This is a genomic window from Amycolatopsis granulosa, from assembly GCF_011758745.1.
GTDB lineage: Bacteria > Actinomycetota > Actinomycetes > Mycobacteriales > Pseudonocardiaceae > Amycolatopsis_E > Amycolatopsis_E granulosa.
Map to the genome: position 1 here is coordinate 2,904,806 of NZ_JAANOV010000001.1, position 25,428 is coordinate 2,930,233.

At 72.0% G+C, this 25,428-nt stretch carries 30 protein-coding genes; 11 read left to right on the forward strand and 19 right to left on the reverse strand.

Going from position 1 to position 25,428, the window contains the following annotated elements:
* Positions 1–174: 174 nt before the first annotated feature.
* The 8 genes from FHX45_RS14070 to FHX45_RS14105 form a co-directional block, all read right to left on the reverse strand.
* The gene (locus FHX45_RS14070; protein ID WP_167101111.1) at positions 175–792 is read right to left on the reverse strand and encodes a hypothetical protein; all 618 of its coding nucleotides are present in this window, start codon (positions 790–792) and stop codon (positions 175–177) included.
* Positions 793–797: 5 nt separating this feature from the next.
* Entirely contained in the window at positions 798–1,229 is a 432-nt protein-coding gene (locus FHX45_RS14075) for a helix-turn-helix domain-containing protein (RefSeq protein ID WP_167101114.1), read from the reverse strand.
* 152 nt (positions 1,230–1,381) lie between these two features.
* Positions 1,382–2,005, reverse strand: a complete 624-nt coding sequence (locus FHX45_RS14080; RefSeq protein ID WP_208407043.1) for an AAA family ATPase — start codon at positions 2,003–2,005, stop codon at positions 1,382–1,384.
* Between the two features lie 26 nt (positions 2,006–2,031).
* On the reverse strand, positions 2,032–2,409 hold the full coding sequence (locus FHX45_RS14085) for a zf-TFIIB domain-containing protein (RefSeq protein WP_167101117.1): 378 nt from the start codon (positions 2,407–2,409) through the stop codon (positions 2,032–2,034).
* 57 nt (positions 2,410–2,466) lie between these two features.
* Positions 2,467–4,698 (reverse strand): FtsX-like permease family protein, encoded by a 2,232-nt coding sequence (locus FHX45_RS14090; RefSeq protein ID WP_167101120.1) that lies wholly within the window; start codon positions 4,696–4,698, stop codon positions 2,467–2,469.
* Positions 4,695–5,369: an ABC transporter ATP-binding protein gene (locus tag FHX45_RS14095; protein WP_167101122.1), complete on the reverse strand. Its 675-nt coding sequence runs from the start codon at positions 5,367–5,369 to the stop codon at positions 4,695–4,697. The genes FHX45_RS14090 and FHX45_RS14095 overlap by 4 nt, the downstream gene beginning before the upstream one ends.
* Positions 5,366–5,890, reverse strand: a complete 525-nt coding sequence (locus FHX45_RS14100; protein WP_167101125.1) for a PadR family transcriptional regulator — start codon at positions 5,888–5,890, stop codon at positions 5,366–5,368. The genes FHX45_RS14095 and FHX45_RS14100 overlap by 4 nt, the downstream gene beginning before the upstream one ends.
* 80 nt (positions 5,891–5,970) lie before the next feature.
* Entirely contained in the window at positions 5,971–6,336 is a 366-nt protein-coding gene (locus FHX45_RS14105) for a VOC family protein (RefSeq protein WP_167101128.1), read from the reverse strand.
* 90 nt (positions 6,337–6,426) lie between these two features.
* Between FHX45_RS14105 and FHX45_RS14110 the strand changes: the two genes are divergently transcribed.
* Positions 6,427–6,885, forward strand: a complete 459-nt coding sequence (locus tag FHX45_RS14110; RefSeq protein ID WP_167101131.1) for a CGNR zinc finger domain-containing protein — start codon at positions 6,427–6,429, stop codon at positions 6,883–6,885.
* Between the two features lie 183 nt (positions 6,886–7,068).
* Here the strand turns inward: FHX45_RS14110 and FHX45_RS14115 are convergent, their stop codons facing one another.
* Positions 7,069–8,355: a DUF445 family protein gene (locus tag FHX45_RS14115; protein ID WP_167101135.1), complete on the reverse strand. Its 1,287-nt coding sequence runs from the start codon at positions 8,353–8,355 to the stop codon at positions 7,069–7,071.
* 29 nt (positions 8,356–8,384) lie between these two features.
* Between FHX45_RS14115 and FHX45_RS14120 the strand changes: the two genes are divergently transcribed.
* The gene (locus FHX45_RS14120; protein WP_167101138.1) at positions 8,385–9,551 is read left to right on the forward strand and encodes a pyridoxal phosphate-dependent aminotransferase; all 1,167 of its coding nucleotides are present in this window, start codon (positions 8,385–8,387) and stop codon (positions 9,549–9,551) included.
* Positions 9,552–9,563: 12 nt separating this feature from the next.
* Here FHX45_RS14120 and FHX45_RS14125 read toward each other — a convergent pair whose 3' ends face one another.
* On the reverse strand, positions 9,564–10,109 hold the full coding sequence (locus FHX45_RS14125; protein ID WP_167101148.1) for an RNA polymerase sigma factor: 546 nt from the start codon (positions 10,107–10,109) through the stop codon (positions 9,564–9,566).
* Positions 10,110–10,440: 331 nt separating this feature from the next.
* Between FHX45_RS14125 and FHX45_RS14130 the strand changes: the two genes are divergently transcribed.
* On the forward strand, positions 10,441–11,238 hold the full coding sequence (locus tag FHX45_RS14130; protein ID WP_243869040.1) for a hypothetical protein: 798 nt from the start codon (positions 10,441–10,443) through the stop codon (positions 11,236–11,238).
* 420 nt (positions 11,239–11,658) lie between these two features.
* Here the strand turns inward: FHX45_RS14130 and yczR are convergent, their stop codons facing one another.
* Positions 11,659–13,086, reverse strand: coding sequence for a MocR-like transcription factor YczR (gene yczR / locus FHX45_RS14135; RefSeq protein WP_167101154.1), 1,428 nt, complete (start codon positions 13,084–13,086; stop codon positions 11,659–11,661).
* A 63-nt stretch (positions 13,087–13,149) separates the two neighbouring features.
* Here yczR and yczE point away from each other — a divergent pair, with 63 nt between their 5' ends.
* The gene (gene yczE / locus FHX45_RS14140) at positions 13,150–13,773 is read left to right on the forward strand and encodes a membrane protein YczE (protein ID WP_167101157.1); all 624 of its coding nucleotides are present in this window, start codon (positions 13,150–13,152) and stop codon (positions 13,771–13,773) included.
* Here yczE and FHX45_RS14145 read toward each other — a convergent pair.
* Complete coding sequence (locus FHX45_RS14145; RefSeq protein WP_167101160.1) at positions 13,765–14,292, reverse strand: Clp protease N-terminal domain-containing protein; 528 nt, start codon at positions 14,290–14,292, stop codon at positions 13,765–13,767. The two genes, yczE and FHX45_RS14145, sit on opposite strands and share 9 nt — an antisense overlap.
* Complete coding sequence (locus FHX45_RS14150; RefSeq protein WP_020419540.1) at positions 14,292–14,501, reverse strand: helix-turn-helix domain-containing protein; 210 nt, start codon at positions 14,499–14,501, stop codon at positions 14,292–14,294. The genes FHX45_RS14145 and FHX45_RS14150 overlap by 1 nt, the downstream gene beginning before the upstream one ends.
* A gap of 62 nt (positions 14,502–14,563) precedes the next feature.
* On the opposite strand from FHX45_RS14150, the gene FHX45_RS14155 reads away from it, so the two are divergent.
* Both FHX45_RS14155 and FHX45_RS14160 read left to right on the forward strand, forming a co-directional pair.
* Positions 14,564–15,322: a protein phosphatase 2C domain-containing protein gene (locus tag FHX45_RS14155; protein ID WP_167101163.1), complete on the forward strand. Its 759-nt coding sequence runs from the start codon at positions 14,564–14,566 to the stop codon at positions 15,320–15,322.
* A gap of 60 nt (positions 15,323–15,382) precedes the next feature.
* A complete protein-coding gene (locus tag FHX45_RS14160) occupies positions 15,383–16,018 on the forward strand; it encodes a DUF998 domain-containing protein (RefSeq protein WP_243869043.1) in 636 nt (211 codons plus the stop codon).
* A 39-nt stretch (positions 16,019–16,057) separates the two neighbouring features.
* On the opposite strand, the gene FHX45_RS14165 is transcribed toward FHX45_RS14160, so the two are convergent.
* On the reverse strand, positions 16,058–16,501 hold the full coding sequence (locus tag FHX45_RS14165; protein ID WP_167101166.1) for a nitroreductase family deazaflavin-dependent oxidoreductase: 444 nt from the start codon (positions 16,499–16,501) through the stop codon (positions 16,058–16,060).
* A 124-nt stretch (positions 16,502–16,625) separates the two neighbouring features.
* On the opposite strand from FHX45_RS14165, the gene FHX45_RS14170 reads away from it, so the two are divergent.
* On the forward strand, positions 16,626–17,306 hold the full coding sequence (locus tag FHX45_RS14170) for a TetR/AcrR family transcriptional regulator (RefSeq protein WP_167101169.1): 681 nt from the start codon (positions 16,626–16,628) through the stop codon (positions 17,304–17,306).
* A 30-nt stretch (positions 17,307–17,336) separates the two neighbouring features.
* Positions 17,337–18,179, forward strand: coding sequence for an SAM-dependent methyltransferase (locus FHX45_RS14175; protein WP_167101172.1), 843 nt, complete (start codon positions 17,337–17,339; stop codon positions 18,177–18,179).
* Here the strand turns inward: FHX45_RS14175 and FHX45_RS14180 are convergent.
* From FHX45_RS14180 to FHX45_RS14190, 3 genes are read right to left on the reverse strand one after another with little or no spacing between them, the layout of a single operon-like run.
* Positions 18,176–18,793 carry a dienelactone hydrolase family protein gene (locus tag FHX45_RS14180; protein ID WP_167101175.1) on the reverse strand — a complete coding sequence of 206 codons (618 nt, stop codon included), beginning with the start codon at positions 18,791–18,793 and terminating at the stop codon, positions 18,176–18,178. The two genes, FHX45_RS14175 and FHX45_RS14180, sit on opposite strands and share 4 nt — an antisense overlap.
* Positions 18,790–19,431 carry a phosphoribosyltransferase gene (locus FHX45_RS14185; RefSeq protein ID WP_167101178.1) on the reverse strand — a complete coding sequence of 214 codons (642 nt, stop codon included), beginning with the start codon at positions 19,429–19,431 and terminating at the stop codon, positions 18,790–18,792. Before FHX45_RS14185 ends, FHX45_RS14180 begins: the two co-directional genes overlap by 4 nt.
* A 29-nt stretch (positions 19,432–19,460) precedes the next feature.
* Positions 19,461–19,748, reverse strand: a complete 288-nt coding sequence (locus tag FHX45_RS14190; RefSeq protein WP_167101181.1) for a DUF6343 family protein — start codon at positions 19,746–19,748, stop codon at positions 19,461–19,463.
* 139 nt (positions 19,749–19,887) lie between these two features.
* On the opposite strand from FHX45_RS14190, the gene FHX45_RS14195 reads away from it, so the two are divergent.
* Positions 19,888–21,039 carry a glycoside hydrolase family 3 N-terminal domain-containing protein gene (locus FHX45_RS14195; RefSeq protein ID WP_167101184.1) on the forward strand — a complete coding sequence of 384 codons (1,152 nt, stop codon included), beginning with the start codon at positions 19,888–19,890 and terminating at the stop codon, positions 21,037–21,039.
* Positions 21,040–21,277: 238 nt separating this feature from the next.
* Positions 21,278–21,889: a TetR/AcrR family transcriptional regulator gene (locus FHX45_RS14200; protein ID WP_341771452.1), complete on the forward strand. Its 612-nt coding sequence runs from the start codon at positions 21,278–21,280 to the stop codon at positions 21,887–21,889.
* Between the two features lie 40 nt (positions 21,890–21,929).
* On the opposite strand, the gene FHX45_RS14205 is transcribed toward FHX45_RS14200, so the two are convergent.
* Entirely contained in the window at positions 21,930–22,211 is a 282-nt protein-coding gene (locus FHX45_RS14205) for a helix-turn-helix domain-containing protein (RefSeq protein WP_341771453.1), read from the reverse strand.
* A gap of 80 nt (positions 22,212–22,291) precedes the next feature.
* On the reverse strand, positions 22,292–23,275 hold the full coding sequence (locus FHX45_RS14210; RefSeq protein WP_167101187.1) for an AraC family transcriptional regulator: 984 nt from the start codon (positions 23,273–23,275) through the stop codon (positions 22,292–22,294).
* 369 nt (positions 23,276–23,644) lie between these two features.
* Here FHX45_RS14210 and FHX45_RS14215 point away from each other — a divergent pair, with 369 nt between their 5' ends.
* On the forward strand, positions 23,645–25,339 hold the full coding sequence (locus FHX45_RS14215) for an EAL domain-containing protein (RefSeq protein ID WP_167101190.1): 1,695 nt from the start codon (positions 23,645–23,647) through the stop codon (positions 25,337–25,339).
* The last annotated feature ends 89 nt before the right edge of the window (positions 25,340–25,428 follow it).

The window sequence follows — 25,428 nt, forward strand, 5'->3', positions numbered from 1 at the left end:
GATTCGGTCATCCCCAGAATGCCACGAACGCGAGTACGGCGTCACCGCCGCCGATTTCCGTGGCCCGGCCATGCCGTCGGCGAGACCGCCACGCACCGGTGACCCGGCCCCACGGCAGGAAAACGGCCCGGTCGCCAGGACCGGGCCGTTTTCCGAACCGTGTTCGCGAACCGCTTACTTGGTGGTCTTCGGCGTGGTCGCGTTCGCCGGGCGCTTCGCCGGCGTCGTGCTCCGGCGGGCGGCCGGGGCCTTCGTCGGCGCGGTCTTGGGAGCCGCCTTCGGCTGCTCGTCGACCTCGTCCTCGATGGTGCCGGCGACCTCGTCCGCGGCCTCGGCGACCTTCTCACCACCGGCGCGGGTGCGCTTCGCGACCAGGCCGAGCACGTCCTCGACCTTCTCGCGCGCGTCGGTGCTCACCTCGCCGACGCGCTCCTGCGCGGCGGTCAGTGCCTCCTCGACCTGCTCGAGCACACTCTTCACCCGCGGCTCGGCGCGGAACTTGTCCCACGCCTGCTCACCGGTCTCGGCCAGCTTGTTGTACAGGTTCAGCGCGGCCAGGGTGTACTCGTCGATGACCTTGCGCAGCTCGGCCGGGTCGAGCTTCTCGCGCAGGGTGGTCACCTCGCTGGGCAGCTCCTCGAAGTTCTTCCGCGCGGCCTCGCTGCCCTCGGCGACGCGCTCCCGGGCCTTGCCCACGGCGTCGACGACGGCCTGGCCGGCCAGGTTGCCGGCACCCAGGGCGGCGAGCAGCGGGGTCCGGAGCTGGTCGATGGCGGTCTTGGTGTTGGGCATTGTGCTCACTCCTTGGCGATGGCGGTTGTCGGTCCTCGATCGCCGCCCGCCGCCGCGTTCTCCCGGCGGAACGACTCGTACACGTCGAGCAGGACCTGCTTCTGCCGCTCGGTCAGCTCGGTGTCCGCGCGGATCGCGTCGGGCACCGGCCCCCCGGTCGGCAGGTCGAGGATTCCGGCCTGCACGTAGAGCGCCTCCGCGGAGATCCGCAGTCCCTTGGCGATCTGCTGCAGGATCTCCGCGCTGGGCTTGCGCACCCCGCGCTCGATCTGGCTCAGGTACGGATTGGACACTCCGGCGAGCTTTGCCAGTTGCCGCAAGGAGATCTTCGCGTTGTTGCGCTGCTGGCGGATGTACTCACCGATCCCGGAGGCGATGTCGGCGACCTTGTCGACCGGTCCGCCCGCCGAGTTGTCGTGTCCGTTGTCCTCCGGCATGTCAGTCCTTCTCCTCGCGACGGGATCCACGCTACGCCGAGGTGCTAGCTGTTGCAAGCACACTGCTTGCAACCATCGAGTGTTAGCTGGGTCACGCCACCACGCACCGCCGGCCGAGGGCGGCAGGTCCCGTTCTTGTCCTCGGTGGACGGTTACGGCAGGCGCGATCGCACCCACTGCGCCACGTGCTCGACGCTCGCCGCGAGCGGCACGGTCGTGGTGTCGAAGAGGGAAACCGGCGGATCGAGCGTCTCGGCGTTCTTCCGCAGCCAGTCGTTGAACTCGAGCATCTCCGCGATGCGGGGTTCGTCCCACCCGCGCCAGGCCGGGCGACGGCGGAGGCGCCGGGCGAGCACCTCGGGGTCGGCGACGAGGGCGAGGTAGTGGATCTCGCTGAACAACGCCCGCTCGGGCAGGGTCTCGAACTCCGGCGGCACCACCGTTCCGCACAGCACGACCGGCCGGCCGTTCTGGTGAACCATCGCGGCCATCCGCAGCCAGGTGCCGCGGAACGCCGGATGCCCGTTCACGTCGTCCCGCAGCCCGGCCACCCAGAGCACGTCCTGCTCCAGGACCATGACCCGGCCGCCGAGCCGGTCCACCAGGGCCGGGCCGACCGTCGACTTGCCCGCACCGCTCGGTCCGGTGAGCGCGAACAGCGGCAGCCGGCGAAAGGGCCAGCGGTGGCCGCACCGGTGGCACCACCGGATGTCGCCGGCCACCGCCGGCACCTCGGCCAGATCCCCGCACCGAGGGCAGATGCGCGGGTCCAGCATCGCTTCCGGCATCGCGTCAGTCGGCGTCAGTCGAAGAGCTGCTCGAGGAAGCTCCGCTTGCGGTGACCCCGATGCCCGTAGGGACGCGGAGAGTCGGAGTAGTGACCACCGTGGTACGGCCGTGGCGAGTCGTCGTAACCGTGCCCACGGTAAGGACGGGGGGAGTCGCCGTATCCATGACGACCGTACGGTCGCGGTGAATCCCGGTACGGCTCGCCGTGCCCCACGCCCTGGTACGGCGGCGGAGCAGCGGCCGGACCGCCGTAGTAGGCGCTCTCCGCACCCACGATCTGCTCCAGCTCGCCGTGGTCCAGGAAGATGCCCCGGCAACCGTCGCACTGCTCGATGTGGATGCCGTTCTTGTTGACGGTCCGCATCACGTTCTGGCATTTCGGACAAATCACAGGTCTCACATTACGCAGGATCCGGGCCGTGGTCCGCCGGTTCCGGCTCGACGCGCATCATTCGGCCCGCAGCGCCTCCACCCTGGTGACCGCCCGGAGCGCGGGCATGACCGCGCCGGTCACCGCGAACACCAGGACCACCGCCATCGCTGCGGTCAACGCGATGAACCCGGCGTCAACGTGGAACACCACGCGGGGGCCCATCAGCCGCACGGTCAGCGCTGCGGTGCCGATCGCCACCGCCACGGCGACCACGACTCCGAACACCAACGGGATCGCGTTCTGCCAGAGCAGTGACCGCGCCAGGACCGGCAGCGGCACACCGGACGCGTGCATCGCCGCGAAGGCCCTCCGTCGTTCGCTCAGCTGACCAGCCAGCAGCACCAGCAGACTGACCGCCGCGATGACGAGACCCAGCAGGCCCCCGGTGTAGAGCACGCCGGTGGCCGCTGCCAGGAAGTCCTGGCCACTGCCGCCGAGGTACTCGTCGTCGCCCCGGACCGTCGCCTGCCAGCCGAGCGGTCCCAGCGCGGCCCGGACCCGGTCCAGTGAGTCCGGCGCGAGCAGGACCGCGATCGTCGGTCCGGTCGCCGGCAGCTGTTGCCGGCTCGCCGCCGCCGGCGTGACCGCCACCGAAATCCCGCGGACGAGCGCCGCGGTCCCGGGAGACGCGGACGCCGCGTCCGCCGGGACCGTGAACCGCGCCTCGTCCACGGTCATCGTCGAACCGGGGTGGACGCCCGAGCCGCCCACCACGTAGGCGGCGCCGTCGGCACACCCGGACGCGCCGAGGAGCTGCGCCAGCACCGGGCACGGCGCGACCAGCAGCCCAGCCGGTCGCCCATCCCCCCGGTGCGCCGTCAGCCGCTGGATCGGGTAGGCGCCGGTTACCCCGGGCGTCCCGTGGAGCAGCCGCAGCGCCTCCGCCTCGGTGCTGTCGACGACGTTGGCCATCGCTGTGCCGCCGGCCGCCGCCGGTGCCCGGTCCACGTGCGCGGCCGACGAACCGATCATCGTCTGCAACGTGATGACCCCGGCCAGCACGACCACCACGCCGGCCACGACCCGGTTGGGCGTGCCGCTGTCGAGCTGCAGCCGACGGACGGCCAGCTGGCACGCCGGGCTCCCGCCCCTGATCCGCCGGACCACGAACCCGGTCACCCAGGGCATGACGGCGGGCACGGCGATCAGCAGGAACGCCGCTCCGGCGAGCAGGAACGGGAGGGTGCTGCCAGGGCGGGACTCCACCCCCAGAAGCTTGTCCGGCAGCAACGCGACGACGCCGAGCACGAGCAGGACCAGCCGCCACCACAACCGTCTGCGCTCCGGCTTCGCCTGGCGCAGCACCGCGAGCGGTTCGACGATGAGCCGCCGCAGCCCGAACCACGCCGGGCCGATCGCGAGCACCGGGACGAGCAGGGCCACCACCACCCCCAGCGGCCAGCCCGGCACGAAGTCCGAGGGGAACACCCTGATCCCCTCGAACTCCAGACCCGCTGCCAGGCTCCGCACGGCGAGGTAGAGCGCGAGGCCGAGCGCTCCGCCGGCCAGCGCACCGGCCAGCGACTCACCGGCCGCGATGCGGTGCACCTGCCCGCGGCGCGCGCCCGCTAGACGGAGCGTGGACAGCCGGCGTTCCCGCTCCGCGCCGCCGATCCGGCTCGCGGCGCTCAGCAGGACGAGCATCGGAACGAACAGCAGGACGACCCCGACGATCAACAGGAAGATCAGCTGGGGGGACGAGCCGTCCGGCGGGGCGCTCGCCCCGAAACCGCTGATCGCCGAGCCTGCGTTGGCGGCCCGCATACCGGTCGCGCCCACGTAGGCGAACAGCTCGTCCGGCCCGTCGAGCCCGCCCGGCGCGATGGCGCCGACCACGCGCTCGGGAAGCCTCTGCCGCAGCAACGGGTCCGTCGCGAGCCGGTCGGCCAGCGCCGGCGACACGACCATTTCCCCGGGGTGCGGAATCGCCGCCAGCCCGGGCGGGACCGGCGCGTCCGGACCGGTGGCTTCCAGCCAGCTCACCGTGAACGTCCGGTCTCCGACCGGCGTGCTCTGCGTGGACAGGTACAGCGACGCGGGCCCGTCCACCGGCACCGGTTCCCGCCCGGCGATGCGGTCGCCCCGCTCACCCAGTGCGTTGATCGTGCTCGTGGCCAGCAGGAGCATCAGCAACGACAAGCCGATGCCGATCGTGGTGAGCACCAGCCGGGGCAGGTTGGCACGGAACGTCCGGCCGCCCCCGACAGCCAGCCGGAAGCCCAGTGCGAAGTCGTTGAACCAGTTCACCGGGCGGCCACCCGTTCCGGAGTCCGCCCGTCCCGGACGATCACCTCGCGATCCGAGTAAGCCGCCACCCGCACGTCGTGCGTGACCAGTACGACGGCGGTTCTCAGGTCCTTCGCCGCCGCCACGAGCAGACGCATGACGCGCTCGCCGTTCAGCGAATCCAGCGCCCCGGTCGGCTCGTCGGCGAAGACGACCTTCGGCGTGGTGACCAACGCGCGCGCGATCGCGACCCGCTGTCCCTGGCCGCCGGACACCTCGCCGGGCCGCTTCCCGGCGAGGTCGCCGAGCTCGAACCGGTCGAGCGCCTCCCGTGCCGCGGCCTCGGCCGGTTTGCGCTTCGTCCCGCCCAGGCGCAGGGGCAGTGCGACGTTCTCCAGGCAGGACAACTCGGGAACGAGCTGGCCGAACTGGAAGACGAACCCGAACTCGGTGCGGCGCAAGGAAGAACGATGCGCGTCGGACATGGCCGCGAGATCCTGATCGCGGTAGCGGACCACACCGCTGTCCGGCCGCACGATCCCGGCGAGGCAGTGCAGGAGCGTGGACTTGCCCGATCCGGACGGTCCCATGACGGCGACGATTTCGCCCGCGTCGACGGCGAAATCCGCGCCACGCAACGCTTCCGTCGGCCCGAAGGACTTGCGCAACCCATCGGCGCTGAGCAGGCTCATGTCCGCACCTGCCGGGCGAGCTCGTCGAGCCGGGCAGCCGTCAGCTCGAGCCAGCTCAGGTCGGCTTCCAGGTGGAACAGGGCGTGGTCGCAGATCAGCGTGTCCGCCAGGTCGCCCTCGGCCTTGCGCCGGGTCAGGTCACGCATCACCTTCAGGTGCTCCGCCCGCTGCGTGTCGAGCACCATTCCGGCGTCCCGATCGGACAGCAGGGCGAGCACGACCTTGGTGTAGAGCGTGTTCTGCAGGTACGCCTCGGGTTTCTCCGGCGTGGTGAGCCACTGCTCGACGTCGGTGATCCCCGCGTCGGTGATGGCGTAGCTCTTGCGCTCCGGCCCGTCGCCCGGCTCGATCCCGCTTTCGGTGACCAGCCCGTTGCGCAGCAGGCGCGCCAGCGTGGCGTACACCTGCCCGTAGTGCAGCGGGCGGTCGTGACCGAAGCGCTCGTCGTAGGCACGTTTGAGCTCGTAGCCGTGCCGCGGGCCGGTTTCGAGCAGCCCGAGAAGCGTTTGTCCGATTCCCATGCGCCGGACTATACACACAATGTATAGTCGTCGTCTATACACCCAGTGTGCAGCGGGAACCCCGGATCGTTCCGGGCCGGTCAGCAGGCACAGAGACAGAAGGGATGACCGGCCGGATCGGCGTAGACGCGAAAGGTCTCCGGCTCCTCGTCGAGCGTTTTCGCGCCCAGTTCCAGCGCGCGGGCGTGCGCGGCTTCGAGATCGGTGACGTCGAGGTCGAGGTGCAGCTGCTGCGGCAGGTCCTGCCCCGGCCACGCGGGCGGCCGGTAGGACTCCACCCGCTGGAAGGAGATTCGCACCCCGCTCGGATCGCTCAGGTTCACCCAGTCCCGGTCGTCCCCCACCGCCGGCTCGGGCAGGTCGAGCAGGCGGGCGTAGAACCCCGCCAGGGCAACGGGATCCGGGCAGTCCAGAACGATCGCACCCAGCTTCGGCACCGCGCTCATCAGAAGTCCTTCCAGAATGGGGAACACCGAGCGACGAGTATGGGAGACGGGCGACACCAGCGCAACCAGTGTCCGGCTTACACTGGTGACGTGAGCTCGTCCGACGTGGCACTTGTCGTGGATTTCCTCAACACCCTCGACGTGGCGGACGGCACCGACGTGCTCACCCGCGGCGCCGGATGGCGCGGCTGGAGCCGCGAACGCGGCCTGGTGCCGGGGCCGGTGTCCGCGGCACGGGCCGCCCGCGCCGCATTGCGTGCGGCCGTGGGTGACGCGCTGCGGGCGGCACCGTTGACGGTTCCCGTCGTGGTCGAGGTGGATGTACGCGTGGGACCGGTACTGGTGGCGCGAGACGCCGTGGGCGCCGTGATGGCGGCCGCGGCCCGGCTGGTCGTGCTGGGGCACTGGTCGCGCGTGAAGATCTGCCCGGCGGACGACTGCCGGTGGGTGTTCTACGACGAGTCCCGCAACCGGTCGCGCACCTGGTGCTCGATGCGGGTGTGCGGCAACCGGGAGAAGGCGCGGAGCTGGCGGCAGCGGCAACCCTGACTGCGCACGGCCGGAGCCGGGCGCCGCTCGGTGTTGACCGGCGTGCACGACCGGGTTCGCGCGCGGGCCGATGCCCGGCCGCATCGCGCGGAGTTCTACGCGGAGTCGCCGCCGGCCTGCACCGGCCACCCGGTGGAATTACCCACAGCGGGCCTGTGGACAACTCGCCGGTCTGTGGACAACTCAGAAGAGCAGCTGGGCGACCGTGTAGATGACCAGTCCGGCGAGCGCGCCGACGACGGTGCCGTTGATCCGGATGAACTGGAGGTCCCGGCCGACCTGCAGCTCAACCTTGCGCGAGGTCTCCTCGGCGTCCCAGCGCTCGACGGTGTCGGTGATGATCGTGGTGATCTCGGTGGAGTAGTTGCGCACCACATACGCCGCCGTGCCTTCGAGCCAGCCGTCGACCTTGCCGCCGAGCCCCTCGTCCGACACGAGCCGCTCGCCCAGGCTCCGCAGCCCCTCCCGCACCCGGCGGCGCAGTTCGCTGGACGGGTCCTCGGCCGCGCTGAGCAGCATGCCCTTCGCGGTGCTCCACGCCGAACCGATCAGCTTCTGCACGTCGGGGTGGTCGAGGATCTGCTGCTTGACCTGCTCGGCGCGAGCCATCGTCTCGGGGTCGTTCTGCAGGTCCTGGGCGAACTCGCCGAGGAACTTGTCCAGCGCGAGGCGCATCGGGTGGTTGACGTCGGTCTTGACCGCCCAGGCGAACGACAGCACCTCGCCGTACACCTTGTCGGCCAGCATCGCGTCGACGAACTTCGGCGACCAGCTCGGTGCCCGGTCCGACACCACGCGCAGCACGGTCGCGTGGTTGTCCCGCACCCATTCGTAGGCGCGGTCGCACATCAGATCCACGAGCTTGTAGTGCGCGCCGTCGGCGAACACCTGCTGCAGCAGCTTGCCCAGCGGCGGCCCCCACGGCTGACCGACGACCCGGCGCACGACCGCCTGCTCCATGACGGCCTGCACGTCCTCGTCCTTGAGCACCGTCACCACCCCGCGCACGACGGTGGCCAGCTCGGAGGTGACCCGCTCGGCGTTCTCCGGCTTCGCCAGCCACTCCCCGAACCGCCGCGAGACCTCGACGCGCCGCAGCTTGTCGCGGATCACCTGCTCGGACAGGAAGTTCGTACCGACGAACTCGCCGAGGCTGCTGCCGATCATGTTCTTCTTGCTCGGGATGATCGCCGTGTGCGGGATCGGCAGGCCCAGCGGCCGCCGGAAAAGCGCCGTCACCGCGAACCAGTCGGCCAGCGCGCCGACCATGCCGGCCTCGGCGGCGGCGCGCACGTAGCCGACCCAGCCGGTCCAGCCCGCGGACTGCGCCCACGTGGTCAGCAGGAAGATCACGGTCGCGCCGAGCAGGAAGGCGAGCGCCACCAGCTTCATCCGGCGCAGCGCCCGCCGCTTGCCCTCCTGGTCCGGGACCGGGGGAAGGCTGATGTCAGCGGGGGTCGGTTGCTCCACAGGCCCATTGTCCGTGAGGATCGGCGATTATGCGCGAACCAGCTCTCGTCCCCCGGCTGCGGCCGTTCACGTCGACCATCTTCGCGGAGATGACCGCGCTCGCCGTGCGCACCGGGGCGGTCAACCTCGGCCAGGGCTTCCCGGACACCGACGGCCCACCGGGAATGCTCGACGCCGCGAAGAACGCGCTGTTCGGCGGCGCGAACCAATACCCGCCGGGGCCCGGCCGGCCGGAACTGCGGGCGGCGATCGCGCGGCACCGTTCGCGCTACGGACTGTCCTACGACCCGGACACCGAGATCCTCGTCACGGCCGGCGCCACCGAGGCCATTTCCGCCGCGCTCCTCGCGCTGACCGGACCCGGCGACGAGGTGATCGTGATCGAGCCCTACTACGACTCCTACGCGGCGGCCGTCGCGTTGGCCGGCGCGACCCGGCGGGTGGTGCCGCTCACCGAGACGGCCGACGGGCGGTTCGCGCCCGACCTCGACGCGCTGCGGGCCGCGGTCACCCCGGCGACCCGGGCGATCCTGGTGAATTCGCCGCACAACCCGACCGGAACAGTGTTCACCCGCGAGGAGCTGTCCGCGATCGCGGAGTTGTGCTGCGACCGCGACCTGATCGCGGTGACCGACGAGGTGTACGAGCACCTGGTCTTCGACGACGCCGAGCACGTGCCGCTCGCCGCGTTCCCGGGGATGCGCGACCGGACCGTCTCGATCTCCAGCGCGGGCAAGACGTTCAACTGCACCGGCTGGAAGATCGGCTGGGTGTGCAGCAGTCCCGGGCTCGTCGCCGCGGTGCGGGCCGCGAAGCAGTTCATGACGTTCGTGTCCGGCGGCCCGCTGCAGCCGGCCGTCGCGTACGCGCTCGACCACGAGCTGCCGTGGGTGGAGTCGCTGCGGACGTCGCTCGCCGCCAAGCGCGACCGGTTGTCCGCGGGGCTCGCCGCGGCGGGGTTCGCGGTCCGGCCGAGCCGCGGAACGTACTTCGTGTGTGCCGACGTGCGGCCGCTCGGGTTCACGGACGCGGCCGAACTCGCGTGGCAGCTGCCGGAACGGGTCGGTGTCGCGGCCGTGCCGGTCGGCGCGTTCACCGATCACCCCGCGGAGTGGCAGCACGTGCTGAGGTTCGCGTTCTGCAAACGGGACGACGTCCTGGACGAAGCGATCGAGCGGCTGCACAAGCTGGCTTGATCACCGTTCCGCTCAGGGGTGGTCGTAGCCACGCGCCTCCAGGTACCGGCGCAGCCGGTCCAGCGCGCGGCGCCGGAGCGGGCCGACGCTGCCGACCGCGATACCGAGCTCGGCCGCGATCTCGGCGTGCGTCGCGGGCGGGTCACGCAGCAGAAGCTCCGCCAGGCGCTGCTGGTGGCCCGGGAGCGCGGCGACCCCCTGCCGCAGCACCGCGTCCCGTTCGGCGATCAGCAGCACCCGCTCCGGTGCCGGGCCCCGGTCCGGCCGGTCGCGCTCGACGGGGACCTCATGGCGCCGCATCTCGAGCACCCGCAGCGCATGCCGCCGGGCGGTGGTCGCCAGCCAGCCGGGCAACCGGGCCGGGTCGCGCAGCTCGCGTCGCTGCGCCAGCGCCGCCCAGGTGTTCTGGCAGACGTCGGACGCGTCGGCGTCACCGAGGCGGTGTGACCGCGCCACACCGAGGATGACGGCCGACAGCCCGCGCACCAGTGCGGCCCACGCCGTCTCGTCCCCCCGCCACGCGCGAGCGAGCAAATCGACGAAGTCGGAATCGATCATGGGACTCCTCGTGATCACCAGTCCCCACTCAGATGGCACCGGCAGTCGGAAAGCTCCCGAAAACCGCAGGTAGGCCGGAAGTTGAGTAGAAATACGCACACCGTCCGTGATCAACTAACGAACAGGCACACGGATGGCGGAACCAGGGTTCCGTCGTACGGGGCTGGATCCATCGCTTTCGAGGTGAAACACTCGCCACCGGAGCCAGAACCGGCGGACATCAGCGCACCTGATGACCAGGCCGAAACATTCTCAGACTTGTCGTTCGTGGACGGTGGTGGTGGCGATGCGCGGCGCGGTGGGTGCGCGTCGGTCCGCGTGGCCACTTCCGATGGAACTCAAGCTGCTGCTCACGGGCGGATTCGTGTTCGCGGGCTGGCTGCTGTTCGCGGTGCTGGGAGCGCAACCCGCCGCCGCGGACGAGGGTCCGTCCGAACCGGACAGCGTCGTCACCGGACAGCAGCCGGGCCTCCTCGGCGCGGTCACCGGAATCCTCGGCACCGTCGACCACGCCGTGAACAGGGTCAGCGACGCCGTTGGCACCACCCTTTCGGCCGTCACCGGAACGGTGGATGCCACGGTTCCGAGGGTGACCGAAAAGGCCGACCGGACCACGAACCCGATCAGCGACACCGTCGCCCGCACCGTCGAGACCGTGATCCCCCTGGCGCCCGAGCCGGCCGGGCACGGGCAGACGGAAGCGGCGGTGCAGACCGGGGCGGAGCCGGTCATCACCGAACCGGTCACCGCGCCGATGGTCACCGAGCCAGCGCCGCCGCCCACCGTGCTCAGCGCACCGGTCGCCCCGGCAGCCGCACCGGCGCAGCCCGCCGTCCACCGGAGGCCGGTCACCGTGACACACGAACCGGCGCCACCGAAGCATCCGCAGGACAGCGTCGATCCGGCGCGCGCGGACAGCACGCCGCCGGCTCCGGCACCGGCCGGCCCGGGTGATCCGGGCGTGGTCATCTCCGTTTCCCACGACTCGGGCAACGGCGGCCGCGACCTGGTGGCGGTACTGGGGCCACCCGCCGCGACCATCCCGGTTCAGCCTATCGAGGGAGCGCTGACCAGCGCTTTCGTGGGTACGGCCACACCAGCGGGTCTGCCACCCACCTCGCCCGACTAGACGCGAGGCTCGTTCACACAGGCGACCCGCGTCCACAACAAGATCGAGGCGTGGGTTCGACCGGGGCGTTTTCCGCACCATCCGAGGGCCACTGAGACTTCCCGACCGGCCAACCGCGCCTGGCCGGATCGGGTGCTGGTCCCGGCGTCGCGATGCCCCCGCGACGCCGGGGCCCCAACGGGCACGTGTCCGGAGCTTCCGCTCACCGCGCCGAGCGGAAGCCCGATGCGCGCCTAGCCGCGATGGCCCGCCGGCACGTCGAGGGGCGGTGCCGGCGGGTCACCGCGGTGCCCGGTCCGGAGGGATCCGGGCCGGGCGACCGGCAGCCGGTGCGCTGGACGTCATCCGCCGAGCTTCCTCCCTGGAGCGGCAGATCCGACGGTCCAGCGCACCGGCGGCTCCGGTGGTGAACCGGAAGCGTCAGGCCACCGGTAGTTCGTCGGCCGGGGTGGCGCGGATCGAGGCGGCCGCAAGGGCCAGCCGGGTGGTGGCCTCGGTCAGGCGGGACGCCGGCTGGGCGAACGGGAGCCGGATCCAGCGTTCCAGCCCGCCCTGGGCGCTGAACCTCGAACCGGGCGCGATCTGCACTCCGTGATTCGCCGCGGCGACCGCCAGACGGGTGCTCATCGGCTCGGGCAAGCGGCACCACAACGACGAACCGCCGGCCGGCACGCGGAACCGCCACTCCGGCAGCTCCCGCCGCACCGCCTCCACCAGCGCGTCCCGCAGCCCGCGCAGGTCCGCGCGCCGCGCCGCCAGTGCGTCGTCACCCGCGGCGAACAACTCGGCCAGCACCAGTTGCTCGAACACCGGCGACCCCAGGTCGGAGCCGAACCGGGCCGAGGACAACCGGGTCAGCAGATCCTCCGACGCCCGGATCCAGCCGATCCGCAGACCACCCCAGTGCGACTTCGACGCCGTTCCCACGCTGATCGCCCAGTTCCCGGCGAACGCGGCCAGCGGACGGGGCCCGTCGAGCGGATCGGCCTCCAGGTCCAGCTCGACGAACGTCTCGTCGACCACCGCATGCGTTTGCGTGCGCGCCAGCAGCGCACCGAGGCGCTCCCGGCCCGGCTCGTCCAGCCGCTCCCCCGTCGGGTTGTGGAAGTCGACGATGAGGTACGCCATCCGGGGCGCGGTCTGGCGAACCGCGGCCTCCATCCCGGCGAGGTCCCACCCGTGCTCGCCGAGCGCGACCGGCACCGGCGTGGTGTGTGCGTTGCGGATCGCGTCGAGCGCGTTGGGGTAGGTCGGCTGCTCGACGAGCACGCGGTCACCGGGATGCGTCAGCATGCGCAGCGCGAGCACGAACGCGTGGTGCGCACCGTTGGTGATCATGATCTGGTCCGGGGTGGTCGGCAGGCCCCGCGCGGCGTACCGCTGCGCGATGCGCTCCCGCACCGCGGGAAGGCCGCGCCCGGTGTAGCCGTGGCCGCCGAGCTCGTCGACCAGCAGCAGCCGCGCCCGATCGACCGCGGCCGCGAGGCCCGGGATCGCCGGCGACGCGGCGCGGGCGAGGTCGATCGCCTCCGGGCTGTCCGGTGGCGCGGCGGCCGGCGGCCGGCTCCGCGGCGTGGTGATCCACGACCCCGCGCCGCGCCGGCTGGCCACCAGACCGGCCTCCCGGAGCCGGTCCAGGGCGGCCGCGACGAGCGTGCGGCTGACCTCCAGCGCCTCGGCCAGCTCGCGTTCCGACGGCAACCGGGTGCCCACCGGGAGCTGGCCGTCCAGTACCCCGAGCTCGATCGCCGCCGCGAGGTCCGCCGCACCGTGACGAGAGCCACTGCGTCGCCAAGCGCCGAGCACCAAGGCCAATCTGCGGGCGGAAATGCGGCCTATCGCGTCCATGACAGCCAATTATTGCAAATTGGCCCTGGCCGGGAACAGCCAGTTCACCGCAAAGTGGGTTTCGTGACTGCGATCGATCTTCGGCCGGTGCGCGTGTCGATCAGCCCCGCGCGCCGGCTCACCCAGCTGCTGGCCGGACTCGCCCTCTACGGCACGAGCATGGCGATGATGACCCGCGCCCGGCTCGGCCTCGACCCGTGGGACGTCCTGCACGAGGGCATCACCAAGCGGACCGGTCTCACGTTCGGCACGGTCGTGGGGATCGCCTCGGTCGCCGTGCTCCTGCTGTGGATCCCGCTCCGGCAGCGGCCCGGGCTCGGCACCGTGCTGAACGTGCTCGTCATCTCGGTGGTCGTGGACCTGGTGCGCGCCGTCCTGCCCGACCAGCAGGTGCTCGGCTGGCGGATCACGTTGCTGATCGCCGGCATCCTGCTCAACGCCGTGGCTACCGCGGTCTACGTGGGCGCCCGGCTCGGCCCCGGGCCGCGCGATGGCTTGATGACCGGACTGGCGGCGCGCACGGGCTGGTCCGTCCGGCTGGTGCGCACCGGCATCGAAGTCACCGCGCTGGCGGCAGGCTGGCTGCTCGGCGGCACGGTGGGTGCGGGGACCATCCTCTACGCGCTCGCGATCGGCCCGCTCACCCAGGCCCTGCTGCCGCACGTCGCCTGGCGCGAATCACGCTAGCGCCTGCCGGACCCGCCGCGCGTCCACGTCGAACCGGGCGAGCACGTCGGCGGCGGGTCCGCGCGTCGCGGCGAGCGCGAGCAGGACGTGTTCGGTCCCGAGTTCCTTGCCGCCCAAGGAGATCGCCTCGTTCTGGCACACCTGCAGGACCTTCTTCGACTCGGTCGAAAACGGCGTGCGCCATCGCCTCCGCCCACCGGCGCCACCGGTGAGCGCGTCCGGCCCGTGCGCCTGACCGACCCGGTCCAGGATCGCGTCCACGTCGATGCCGAACTCGCCGAGCGCCTCGGCGTCGGCCTCGGTGATCCCGCCCCGGCGCCGCACCCGCGTGGTCTCGGCGGCCACGTCGTCGAGCGCCACGCCGAACCCGGCGAGCAGGCGCCCGGCCGTGCTGTCCGGCAGGTGCAGCAATGCCGCCAGCAGGTGCAACGGGTCGATCCGTGGCGAACCGAGGCGGATCGCGTCCTGCTGCGCCCCGGCGACCACCGCGCGGGCATCCGAGGTGAACCTCTCGAACATCACTGCCTCCCGTACTTCTTGTGCACTGCCTGCCTGCTCACGCCCAGTTCGGCCGCGATGTCCTGCCACGACCACCCCTGGGCCCGTGCGCTGCGCACCTGGACGGCTTCCAGCTGCTCGAGCAGCCGCCGCAACGCGGCCACCGCACGCAGGCCGACCTGGGGATCGCGGTCGCCGGCGCGGGCGGCCAGATCGGTTGCCTTTGTCATGACGTCAACCTACGTTGACAACGCTCGTGCGTCAACCATGGTTGACAGTTAGGGTCGGACGGATGATCCGCACAGCCCAGCGACCCGGTGTCGGTCTCGACGGCGGCCCACGCCCGACGGAGGACCGCATCGTGGTGCTCGATCACGCGGTGGCAGTGCTCGACGGCGCCACCTCGGCCGACCCGGAACAGCCTTCCGGCGGCTGGTACGCGGACCGGCTGGCATCCCGGCTCGCCCGCGACCTCGGCGCTCCCGATGCCGGCGACCTGCGTGACGTGCTGCGCGCGGCGATCGCCGGCGTCGCGCGCGAGCACGGCCTGCGTCCCGGAGCGTCCCCGTCCAGCACGGTGGCGATGCTGCGCTGGGACGCCGAACGGGTGGACGCGCTGGTGCTCGCGGACAGTCCCATCGTCGCGTTTGGACAGAGCGTGGACGTGCTCGCCGACGATCGTCTGGTCACGCTCCGCCGCGCCGGCCGGTTGCGCACGCAGCATGCCGTGCGGGCGCTGCGCAACCAGCCGGGCGGGTTCTGGGTGGCCGAAGCCGATCCGGACGCCGCCGCCCACGCCCTGGTTCGCAGCTGGCCCCGCGCCGCGCTGGACGCCGTGCTGCTCGCCACCGACGGGGTGTCCTGCGGCGTCGGCGACTACGGCCTGTTCACCTGGCGGGAAACCCTGTGGCTGGCGCGCACGCGAGGTGTGGACGCGGTGCTCGACACGGTCCGGGCCGCGGAGGACGGCGACCCGGACCGCATCCGCTGGCCGCGGGCCAAGCGTCACGACGACCAGGCGCTGGTGCTGGTCGAGTTCCCGCGACCCTAGGGGAAAGATCGGGGACTTCTCCGGATCTTGGGGACCACTTGCGGCGGAAAGCTGGGCCGCATGGAGATTTCCGGAGGTACCAAGGGCGACAGAGCCCGCCCCTGGCTGCTCGCGGCGAACGTCGCGATCGGCTGGGGACTGCTGACCGTCTTCGTCCTGCACATCGTCAGCGCCCGCAACCCGGTGTGGGACACGTTGTCCAGTTACGCGCTCGTCAAGGGCGGGATCGGACTGCTGGGCGTGAGCATGATCGCCGTCGCCGCCGGATCGGTCGCGCTGCTCGCCGCATTCCGGGCCGCCGGGCACCGGCTCAGCCCGGCGGCACACGTGTTGTTCTGGACGTGGTCACTCGGACTCGTCGCGGCGGCGCTGTTCCCCGCGAGCTATCCCGAGCGGTTCCGCCCGGCAAGCGGCGAGATCCACGAATATGCTTGCGCGGCAGCGTTCCTGAGCCTCGCCGCGCTCGGCTGGACCCTGCCCGCGCCGGTGCGCACGCACCCCGCGATCGTGCGGCTCACCCTGCTGACGCTCGGCGGCGTGCTGCTGTTCGGGGTCAGCTACCTGATGCCCGGGGTGCTGCCGATCGGGCTGACCCAGCGCCTCGCGCTCGCCGCCGACATCGGCCTGCTCGTCACGCTCGCCCGCGCGGTCGCCGTGACCGCGCCGGCAAAACCGCGGGAGCGCGTGCCCGGCTGACCCGGGCCGGCCACGGACGGGACGCCGCGCCGGCCCACCTCAGGCGGTTCCGGTGATCCGGAAGACCGGGAAGCCGGGCGCGACGTCCCGCAACACCTCGTCCGGCGACTGGTGGTCGACACCGTCGAAGAAGCGGCTGACCTCCCACGCCCACCGCTTCAGGTAGGCCCGCAGGATCGGCACCTTCTCCGCTTCGGTCAGCTCGGCGAACCGGAACGTCTCGACCCGGCGCCCGACCCGCAGCTGCCCCTCACCGGCCGCGCGCAGGTTGCGCACCCACTGCGTCTGGCCGCGCGGCGCGACGAGGTAGCGCTGCCCGCCGACCTTCAGCAGGTTCACCGGCGTGGACCGGATCTGCCCGGACTTGCGGCCCCGCACCAGCAGGACCCGGCTGCCGGCCACGCTCAGGCCCAGTTTGGTCAGCACGCCCACGACGGCGTTGAACACTCCGTCGGCCTTGCCCGGCCGGAGGTAGCGGTTCATCTCGGTTCTCCCTTCCGAGAGCGGTGCTCTCTGTTGAGATCAGTGAACACCTCGGGGTTCGCGCTGTCAAGAGCGCTGCTCTCCAATTTGTGCGCCGCTCTCAGAATGTGGCAGACTGTCCCGCATGCCTGCCACCAGGACCGCCCGGGAACGCGCCCGCGCCGAACTGACCCGCGAGATCAAGGACGAGGCGCGCCGCCAGCTCGGCGAGGTCGGACCGCACGGGCTGTCCCTGCGCGCGGTCGCGCGTGAGCTCGGGATGGTCTCCTCGGCGCTCTACCGGTACTTCCCCAGCCGCGACCACCTGCTCACCGACCTGATCATCGACGCCTACAACGAGATCGGTGAGGCCGCCGAACGCGCCGACGACCCGTCCGCGAAACCCCGCGAACGGTGGATGCGCGTGTGGGCCGGCACGCGGGACTGGGCGAAGCGGAACCCGCACGAGTACTCGCTGATCTACGGCTCCCCGGTGCCCGGCTACCACGCGCCCCAGGACACCATCGCGCCCGCCGGGCGCGTCGCCGTCGCGCTGGTCCGCGTCATGGAGGCGGCCGAGCTCGGGCCCGCGATGGCCGGCCCGCCCCTGTCCGCCGAGCTGGCCGGGCAGGCCGACCGGGTCCGGACGGCCCTCGGCACCTCGCTCACGGACGACGACCTCGTCCGGCTCATCACCGCCTGGACGCACCTGTTCGGCGCGATCAGCTTCGAGTTGTTCGGCCAGTACGCCCGCACGGCGGACCCCGCGGACCACTATTTCGCCTACGCCGCAGCGCAGATGGCCGATTTCGTCGGCGTGCGGTGACACCTTCACGCGTTGTGGCAGACTCGTCACATGGCGGCAGACGACGAGGTGCTGCGGGCTGTCGAGGGAAGCCTCGACCGGCCGTCCGCGGCACGGGTGTACGACTACTTCATCGGCGGGAACCACAACTACGCGATCGACCGCGCCTTCGGTGACAAGGTGCGCGCACGGCTGCCCCTGATCCCCGACTCGGCGGTGGCCTGCCGCCAGTTCCTCGGCCGCGCGGTCCGGTACACCTCGAAGGCCGGCATCCGCCAGTACGTCGACATCGGCTCGGGCCTGCCCACCGCAGGCAACGTGCACGAGGTCGCCGACGAGGCCCGCCCCGAGCAGGACACCACGGTCGTCTACATCGACAACGAGCCGATCGCGCTCGCGCACTCGCAGCTGCTGCTCGCCGACACCGCGGACCCGGACCGCCACCAGGCGATCGCCGGCGACCTGCTGGAGCCGGTCAACCTGTGGCAGCGGGTCGCGGACACAGGCGTGATCGACTTCGAGCAGCCGGTCGCGCTGGTGATCAACGCGGTGCTGCACTTCATCAAGGACGAGCAGCAACCGCACCAGGCGCTCGACTTCTACCGCGACCAGCTCGCGCCCGGCTCGATGCTGATCATGTGCCAGCTGACCGACGAGAACCCTGCCGACGACGAGGAACGCCAGGCGCTGGACGACCTCAAGGCCTACTACGAGACCACCACCAACCCCGGGCAGTACCGCTCGCGGGAGGAGTTCCTGAAGTTCTACGGCGACTTCGAGCTGGTGGAGCCGGGGCTGGTCTTCGCGCCGGAATGGCACCCCGACGAGCACGCGCTGTTCGCCGACGCGCCGTCGAAGTCCCGCATCCTCGCCGCGGTCGGCCGCAAGCCCTAACGCAGGTGGTCGCTGAACCAGGCGGCCGCCAGCTGCGCCACGGCCTCCAGCGCGCCCGGTTCCTCGAACAGGTGCGAAGCCCCGGGGACGACCTCGATGCGGTGCGGGGCGGTCAGTTCCGCCGCCGCCCGCTGGTTCAGCCGCAGCACCTCGTCGTCGCGGGCGCCGACGATCAGCAGCGCCGGGCTCTGCACGCGGGGCAGCGCGTCGCCGGCGAGGTCGGGGCGCCCGCCGCGGGAGACGACCGCCCGCACGCGCCCGGGTTCGGCCGCGGCGGCGCGGAGTGCGGCGGCGGCACCGGTGCTCGCCCCGAACAGGCCGAGCGGCAGGTCCGCCGTCTTCTCGTGCCGGGACAGCTCGGCCATCGCCGCCCGCAGCCGTCCGGTCAGCAGATCGATGTCGAACCGCGTGCCGCCACCGTCCTCGCCGGGGCTGAGCAGGTCGAACAGCAGCGTGGCGAACCGGTTGTCCTGCAGCTCGCGGGCCACCGCGATGTTGCGCGGGCTGCGCCGGGAACTGCCCGAGCCGTGGGCGAACACGACGACACCGAGGGCGTCGGCCGGAACCGTCAGGTCGCCCTCCAGCCCGGGATCGACGGTGAGCGGAACGGTCATGGCGTCTCCAGCAACTCGAGGACCTCGTCGTCTCCGGTCTGGCGGAAATCGGTGTACCACTGCCCGACCGACCGGAACCCGTGCGGTGCCAGCAGGCACAGCACCTCGTCGGCGTCGCTCTTCAACGCCGCCGCGGCCTCCGGGGCGCACACCGGTGCGGCGAACACGAGGCCGTGCGGGCGGTCCTCGCGCAACGACCGCAACGCTGCCCGCGCGGTCACCCCGGTCGCGAGCCCGTCGTCGACCACGAGCACGTCCCGCCCGGCCCGCGGCACCGGCGGACGGCCACGCTGGTAGACGACAGCGCGGCGGCGGGCCTCGGCGCGCTCGGCAAGGCACGCCGCTTCCAGTTGCGCGGGCCGCAGTCCCAGCACGGACAGCGAGTGCTCGTCGTAGTAGGGCGGGCCGTCCGGCGTCACCGCGCCGACACCGAACTCCGGCTGCCCGGGCGCACCGATCTTCCGCGCGACCGCGACGTCCAGCGGGGCGCCCAGCACCTCGGCCACCGCGTGACCGACCACCACGCCACCGCGCGCCAGGCCCAGCACCAGCGGATCGAGCCATTCGCGCTCACGCAACAGCTCGCCGAGCTGCCTGCCGGCCTCGCGGCGGTCACGGAACGTGTGTCGCCGCCTCATGCTCCCGGTCTACCCGTGGCCGCGGCGCGTCAACCCGGTTCGCCGCGGCGCTTGCGGTGCACGACCCACAGCAGGTCGACCACCAGCCCCACCACCAGCAGGGACATCAGCACCGTCACCCACCACGCGTGGATGGTGGCGAACAGGACGGCGGTCCCGATGGCGAGGACGATGCCGATCGACGCGAGCCAGATCCGCAGGGTCAGCGCGCTGTAGGTGGGCGCCGCACCACCGAAGCCGGCCGTCGGGTCGTGGTAGCCGGGAAGGCCCCGCTCGTACTCCGCACGGGTGCGAGGCCGCTCACGCGGGAATCGCATCCCTGCGACTACCCGTGCGCCGGCACTCGCACACGTGCGCGGGCTCACCCGGTCCGGCCACGGCCCGGTGGACGCCCCGGGCCCTGGGTTACCGTGAGCCGCGGAAGCCATCCCGCGCCGAGAGGACCACCGAAAACCCATGAGGCCGGCCCAGCCCCTGACCCGGCGACTGCTGCTCGTCCTGGCTGCCGGGGCCCTGCTCACCGCCGGCGTCGTCTACACCGGCGGCGACGAAGCCGACCAGCAGGTCCCGGCCGCACCGCCGGCACCGCAACCGCGGATCTCCGCCGTCAACGGCCCGGACGCCTGCGCCACCGTGATCAGCCAGCTCACGCCCCGCCAGCGGATGGCCCAGCTCGTGGTCGTCGGGGTGGACGCCGCGGATCCGCGCGCCACCACCGACCTGGTCCGCTCCGAACAGGTCGGCGGGATCTTCCTCGGCGGCAACGCGACGGCGCTGCTGGAGAACAAGGCGCTCGACGAGGTCCAGCGGGCCGCCCGGGTGCCGGTGTCCGTCGCGGTCGACGACGAGGGCGGTCGCGTCCAGCGCATCGACGACCTGGACGGGTCGATGCCCAGCGCCCGCCGGATGGCCGCCACGCTCACGCCCGCCCAGGTGCGCGACCTCGCCCGCGACCGGGGACGGGCGATGGCCGCGCGCGGGGTGACCACCGACTACGCGCCGGTGCTGGACCTCACCGACGCGGCCGCGGACGAGGTGATCGGCGACCGCTCGTTCAGCGCCGACCCGGCGACCGCCCGGCGTTACGCGCAGGCCTTCGCCGCCGGGCTGTCCGACAGCGGTGTCCAGCCGGTGCTCAAGCACTTCCCCGGCCACGGGCACGCCACCGGCGACTCGCACAAGGGCTCGGTCACCACGCCGCCGCTGTCGCAGCTGCGTGACGCCGACCTGCTGCCGTACCGGAACATCGGGGACTTCGGCAATGCCGCGGTCATGGTCGGCCACCTCGAGGTGCCGGACCTGACCGGCGGCGAACCCGCGTCGCTGTCCCCGGCGGCCTACCAGCTGCTGCGCGGCGACTTCGGTTTCCGCGGGCCGATCCTGACCGACGACCTGGGCGCGATGAAGGCGATCACCCAGCGCTATCCGCTGCCGCAGGCGGTGGTGAAGGCCCTGCAGTCCGGCGCCGACCAGGCGTTGTGGTCATCCGGCGGCCGGGTGTCGGCCGTGCTGGACGCGCTGGAGCAGGCGAGCACCGACGGGACCTTGCCGGGGAACCGGGTGACGGACGCGCTCACCACGGTCCTGCGCGCCAAGCACGCGTGCTGAGGGAGTGGGGCGGCTGCGCCGGCCGCTCCTCGACGCTGAGGTACCGGCCGGCGCAGCGGGATCTGGGGCGTCTCGCCGCGGCAAAGTCTACGTAACCGTCGCGTCGGTTCAAGGTTTCGTGTTCGGATCGAAACAGTCCCTGGTCAGGGCGCTTCCTCATCGGCGTTTCGCCGGTTCCGGGAACCGGCGCGACCAGGCCGCCAGGGCGACTCCGCCAACGGTGAGCACGAGGTGCCCGGTGAGCTGCCCGGCGTTCGCGGAAGCGGTGTGGCGGCTGGCCATGCGAGGCGGACTGGAGGACGTCAGCCCGCGGCAGGTCGCCGCCGAGGCCGGCGTCTCCGCCCGCCTGCTCCAGTGCCACTTCGGCACACGGGACCAGCTGTTGCTCGGCGCACTGGAGATCCTCAACGCCGACGCCGAGCGGCGCGCCCGCGAGCGCCTCATGCACCTGGACGGAACCGGCGACATGCGCGCCATCGTGCGTGGTGTGCTGCTGGAGATGCTGCCGCTGGACGAGGAGCGACGCAGTCGCTACCTGGTGCACGTGGCGTTCTTCGTCCGCTTCCTCGCCGACGAGGACCTCGCGGAAGCCGTCCGCGACGGCCCGCGCGCCCTCGAAGACCTCGTCACCGATCTCCTCCGGCAGGGCCGGGAACTCGGCCAGGCACGGCCCGACATCGACGCACGCGCCGAGGCCGCGTTCCTCCTCGCCGGAGCCGAAGGACTCCAGACGTCGATGCTGCTCGGCCAGCGCACACCGGACGAGGCGGAAGCCCTGCTGAACCACCGGATCGACCGGATCTTTCCAGGAGAACCGGCCGAGCACCCCGCAGGAGCGCGGCCGGCCTAGCGCACCGCGCTGGGCCGGCGCGGTGCCGGCTCCACGGGTCTCACTGGCGCTGCCGCCACTGTTTCGTCGCCCGCGCCGCCGCGCGCAACTCGTCCGGCGGCACGCCCAGCACCCGGCTCAGGTGCTGCTGCCAGTACGGACCGGGCACCCGTTTTCCCCGCTCCCAGCGGGAAACCTCACCGCGGCCCAGGCTTTCGTTGCCGGAGACCAGGACGAGCTCGTCCGCGAGCTGGTACTGGGTGAGCCCGCGCCGCTGCCGGGCGGACCGGATCAGCCGTCCGATGGGGACCGCCTCCTGGGCCGCCACCGTCTCGCCGCTCACCACCCGGGTACCGCGCGCGCCCCACCGGCGCACGCTCCCCGGCGTGCCGTTCTGCTTTCGTCCCGCACGATTTCACCCCTTCAGACCTCGAGTAGACGCCGCGACCGGCGGCGCAGCGTCGCGTTGGGCGACTCGCCGAACCGGTCCCGGTAGGCAGCCGCGAAACGGCCGTGGTGCATCAGCCCGTACTTGCTGGCGACCTCCCCCACCGTGGTGACCTCGACCTGGGCGGCCGACAGCTCGTCGTGCACCCGCTGCAGCCGCACCCCGCGCAGGTACTCGCCGGGCGAACTGCCGAGCTGCTCCCGGAACGCCTTCTGCAGTGCCCGCACGCTCACCCCGGCCTGGTGCGCCAGGCTGGCCGTGGTGTGCGGGGCCTCCGGCCTGCCGTGGATCAGGTCGAGCGCCGCCCGCAGCGGGCGCGAGGGCACCGGGCGGTCCCGGCCCTCGATCATCGCCGTGTAGTTGTGCGGCTGCGCCAGCAGCAACCCGGTGATCAGGTTCCGTTCGAACACCTCGACGGCGGCCGGGAGCGTGAGGATCGTGTCCGACTGGTCCAGCTCCGACACCCCGTACGCGAGCGTCCGGTACCAGCTGCGGCCGTAGCCCCGCGAGAGGTCCATGCCCGACCGGAACCGCACGGGCTCGGACACCGGGCCGTGGATGAGCTCGGCCAGGCGCGCCTCCAGCGCGGGCCGTTCGATCCGGACCACGAGCTGGACGCAGTCGGCGGACAACCGCATGCGCATGGGCTCGTCCGTGCCGACCACCGCGGCCGTGCCCGGCGTGACGGTGATCTGCTCCGGTCCGCACCGGACCACGCCTTCACCGAACACCGGAGCGAGGATCACGTAGAACGAGCCGAGCTCGCCGAGTTCGACGCGGACGTCGGTGCCGTAGGCGAGCATCGCGATCGTCACGTTCTCCAGGCGGCGGTAGTTCACCCTGGTGTTCAGCTGCGGGCCGCGGCCGACGGTGTGCATCTCGTGCGCGCAGAAGATGCGGCTCACCTGCTCGCGGGTGTCGTCCACGTCCCGCGAGTGGAAGAGCCGGTAGCGATCCAACGGCAGTACTGTCATGTTTCCGGGCAGTCGAGAAGGTCAACGATCGGTGGCGCCGACTCCCATACACCTCCACGGCACCACTCTCCGTTGTTCGCTGTTCAATTGCTACCGACGAACGGGCGAATTTGCGGATTGCAAATTGCATCTCGTGAGATTCCCGGCGCCGGCCAGGGCCGCGACGGCACTACTGGGGGACGGCGCCACGAACGACTCCTCCCTGGTCAGCGCGAACGACCAGACCAGCCTGGAGGGGCCGCGGCCGACCGCGGTAGGGGCCAGTTCGGAGGCATCCGAACGGAAAAGTGAGGTCAACCACAATCCGCCGACGATCTGGCCTCGTTGGCCTCGCGGCGGCGGAGGATTCAGGCTGTGGCAGCTGCGGACGGGGAGGTGGGCTTCGCCTTCCAGCCGCTGTACAGCCTCAACACCGGCGGGGTCGTCGGCGTGGAAGCCCTCGCCCGGCCGGCCGCCGGCCGCGTCCAGGACCTGCTGCGGGCGGCGCAGCGCCGCGGACGGCTGGTCCACGTCGACGCCGGGCTCGCCGCGCAGGCGGTGCTCGCCGAGGCGGCCCACGAGACGCTGCTCCCGCTGCACCTGAACCTGACCGCGCTCTCCGCCGCGGCGCCGCACCTGGTCCTCGATCCCCTGCTCGAATCTCTCGGCCGCACCGGCCGCCGTCCCCGGGAGATCGTGCTGGAGATCGGGGCGCCGTTCCACGGGGTGTCGCCGAACGCACTGCTCGCCGGAATGCACCGGTTCGGCGAACTGGGGTTCCGGCTGGCCTTCGACGGGCTCGGCTCGGGTGACCTGCCGTTGAACCTGCTCGCCGAGGCCCTGGTCGACCTGGTCAAACTGGACCGCACGGCGCTGCGGCGCTTGCCCGGCGATGCCGCCACGGTCGCGCTGGTCGAATCGCTCGTGCACTTCACCGCACGCACCGGCATCCGGCTGGCCGCCACCGGCATCGAGGCCGAGGAACAGCTCGCGACGGTGCGCCGGCTGGGGATGCGCATCGTGCAGGGCAACCTGTTCGCGCCCGCCCGCACCAGCGGCATGCCGTCCGGGCTGGTCACTGAGCCGCCCGGGCCGGCGCTGCCGGTGCCGCCGACCCCGACGACCGCGCCGCGCGTGGACGACTTCCTGCACCCGGCGACCACCCTGCCGGACGACGCGACGTGTGACGACGTCCGGCGGGTCCTGCTCGACCACGACGCGCCGAGCGGGATCGTCGGACTGGACGGCGCGCGGCGGCCGCGGTGGTCGATCGACCGCGCGCGGTTCCTGCTGGACCTGACCGGCCCGTTCGGGCACGCACTGCACGCGAACAAGCCGGCCGCGCGGCTGGCCGACCCGCCGCGCACGATCCGCACCGGCGCCGGTGCGCTGGAACTGCTCGACCTGGTCACCGACGCCGACCTGACCCGAACCGGCGACGACGTGATCGTGATCGGCCCGGACGGCGAGTGCCGCGGCGTGGTGTTCGTGACCGAGATCGTGCGTGCCATGGCCGAGGCGAAGATCGAGGAAGCGGCCGCGCTGAACCCGCTGACCCGGTTGCCGGGCAGCGACGCGGTCGCCCGTGAGGTGGACCGCCGCATCGCCGAGGGCCACCCGCTCGTGGTGGCGTGGCTGGACGTCGACTCGTTCAAGCGGGTCAACGACACGGTGGGCTTCGCGGCGGGCGACGACCTGATCCGGGCGCTGGGCCGGACGCTGACGGAACTGGCGGCGAAGCTGCGCAGCGTCACGGTGAGTCACGTGGGTGGCGACGACTTCCTGATCGCGTGCGCCATCGACGAGATCCCGATCGTCGCGGACGCCCTGCTGGACACCCCGTGGACGGCCGAGCACCTGCCGGTCACCGTGTCGCTGGCGACGGTCGTGTGCGCGGGCGATGCCGCGAGGTCCTACCGCGAGGTGTCGCGGCTGCTGGCGCCGCTGAAGAAACACGCCAAGGACGTCGACGGGTCCAGCTGGGTGAACAGCTGGCCCGGGACCGATCGGTTCGAGATCCTGCGCGGGCGCGGCCACGACTCATTGCGTGAGCCGAATCAAGTCCGATGAGAACACGGCACCGGACCGAATTCCGCCACCCGGTAGCGTGAACGCGCCGGGACGTTCATGGTCAACCCCGTCATAGCGCGCACAAGTGC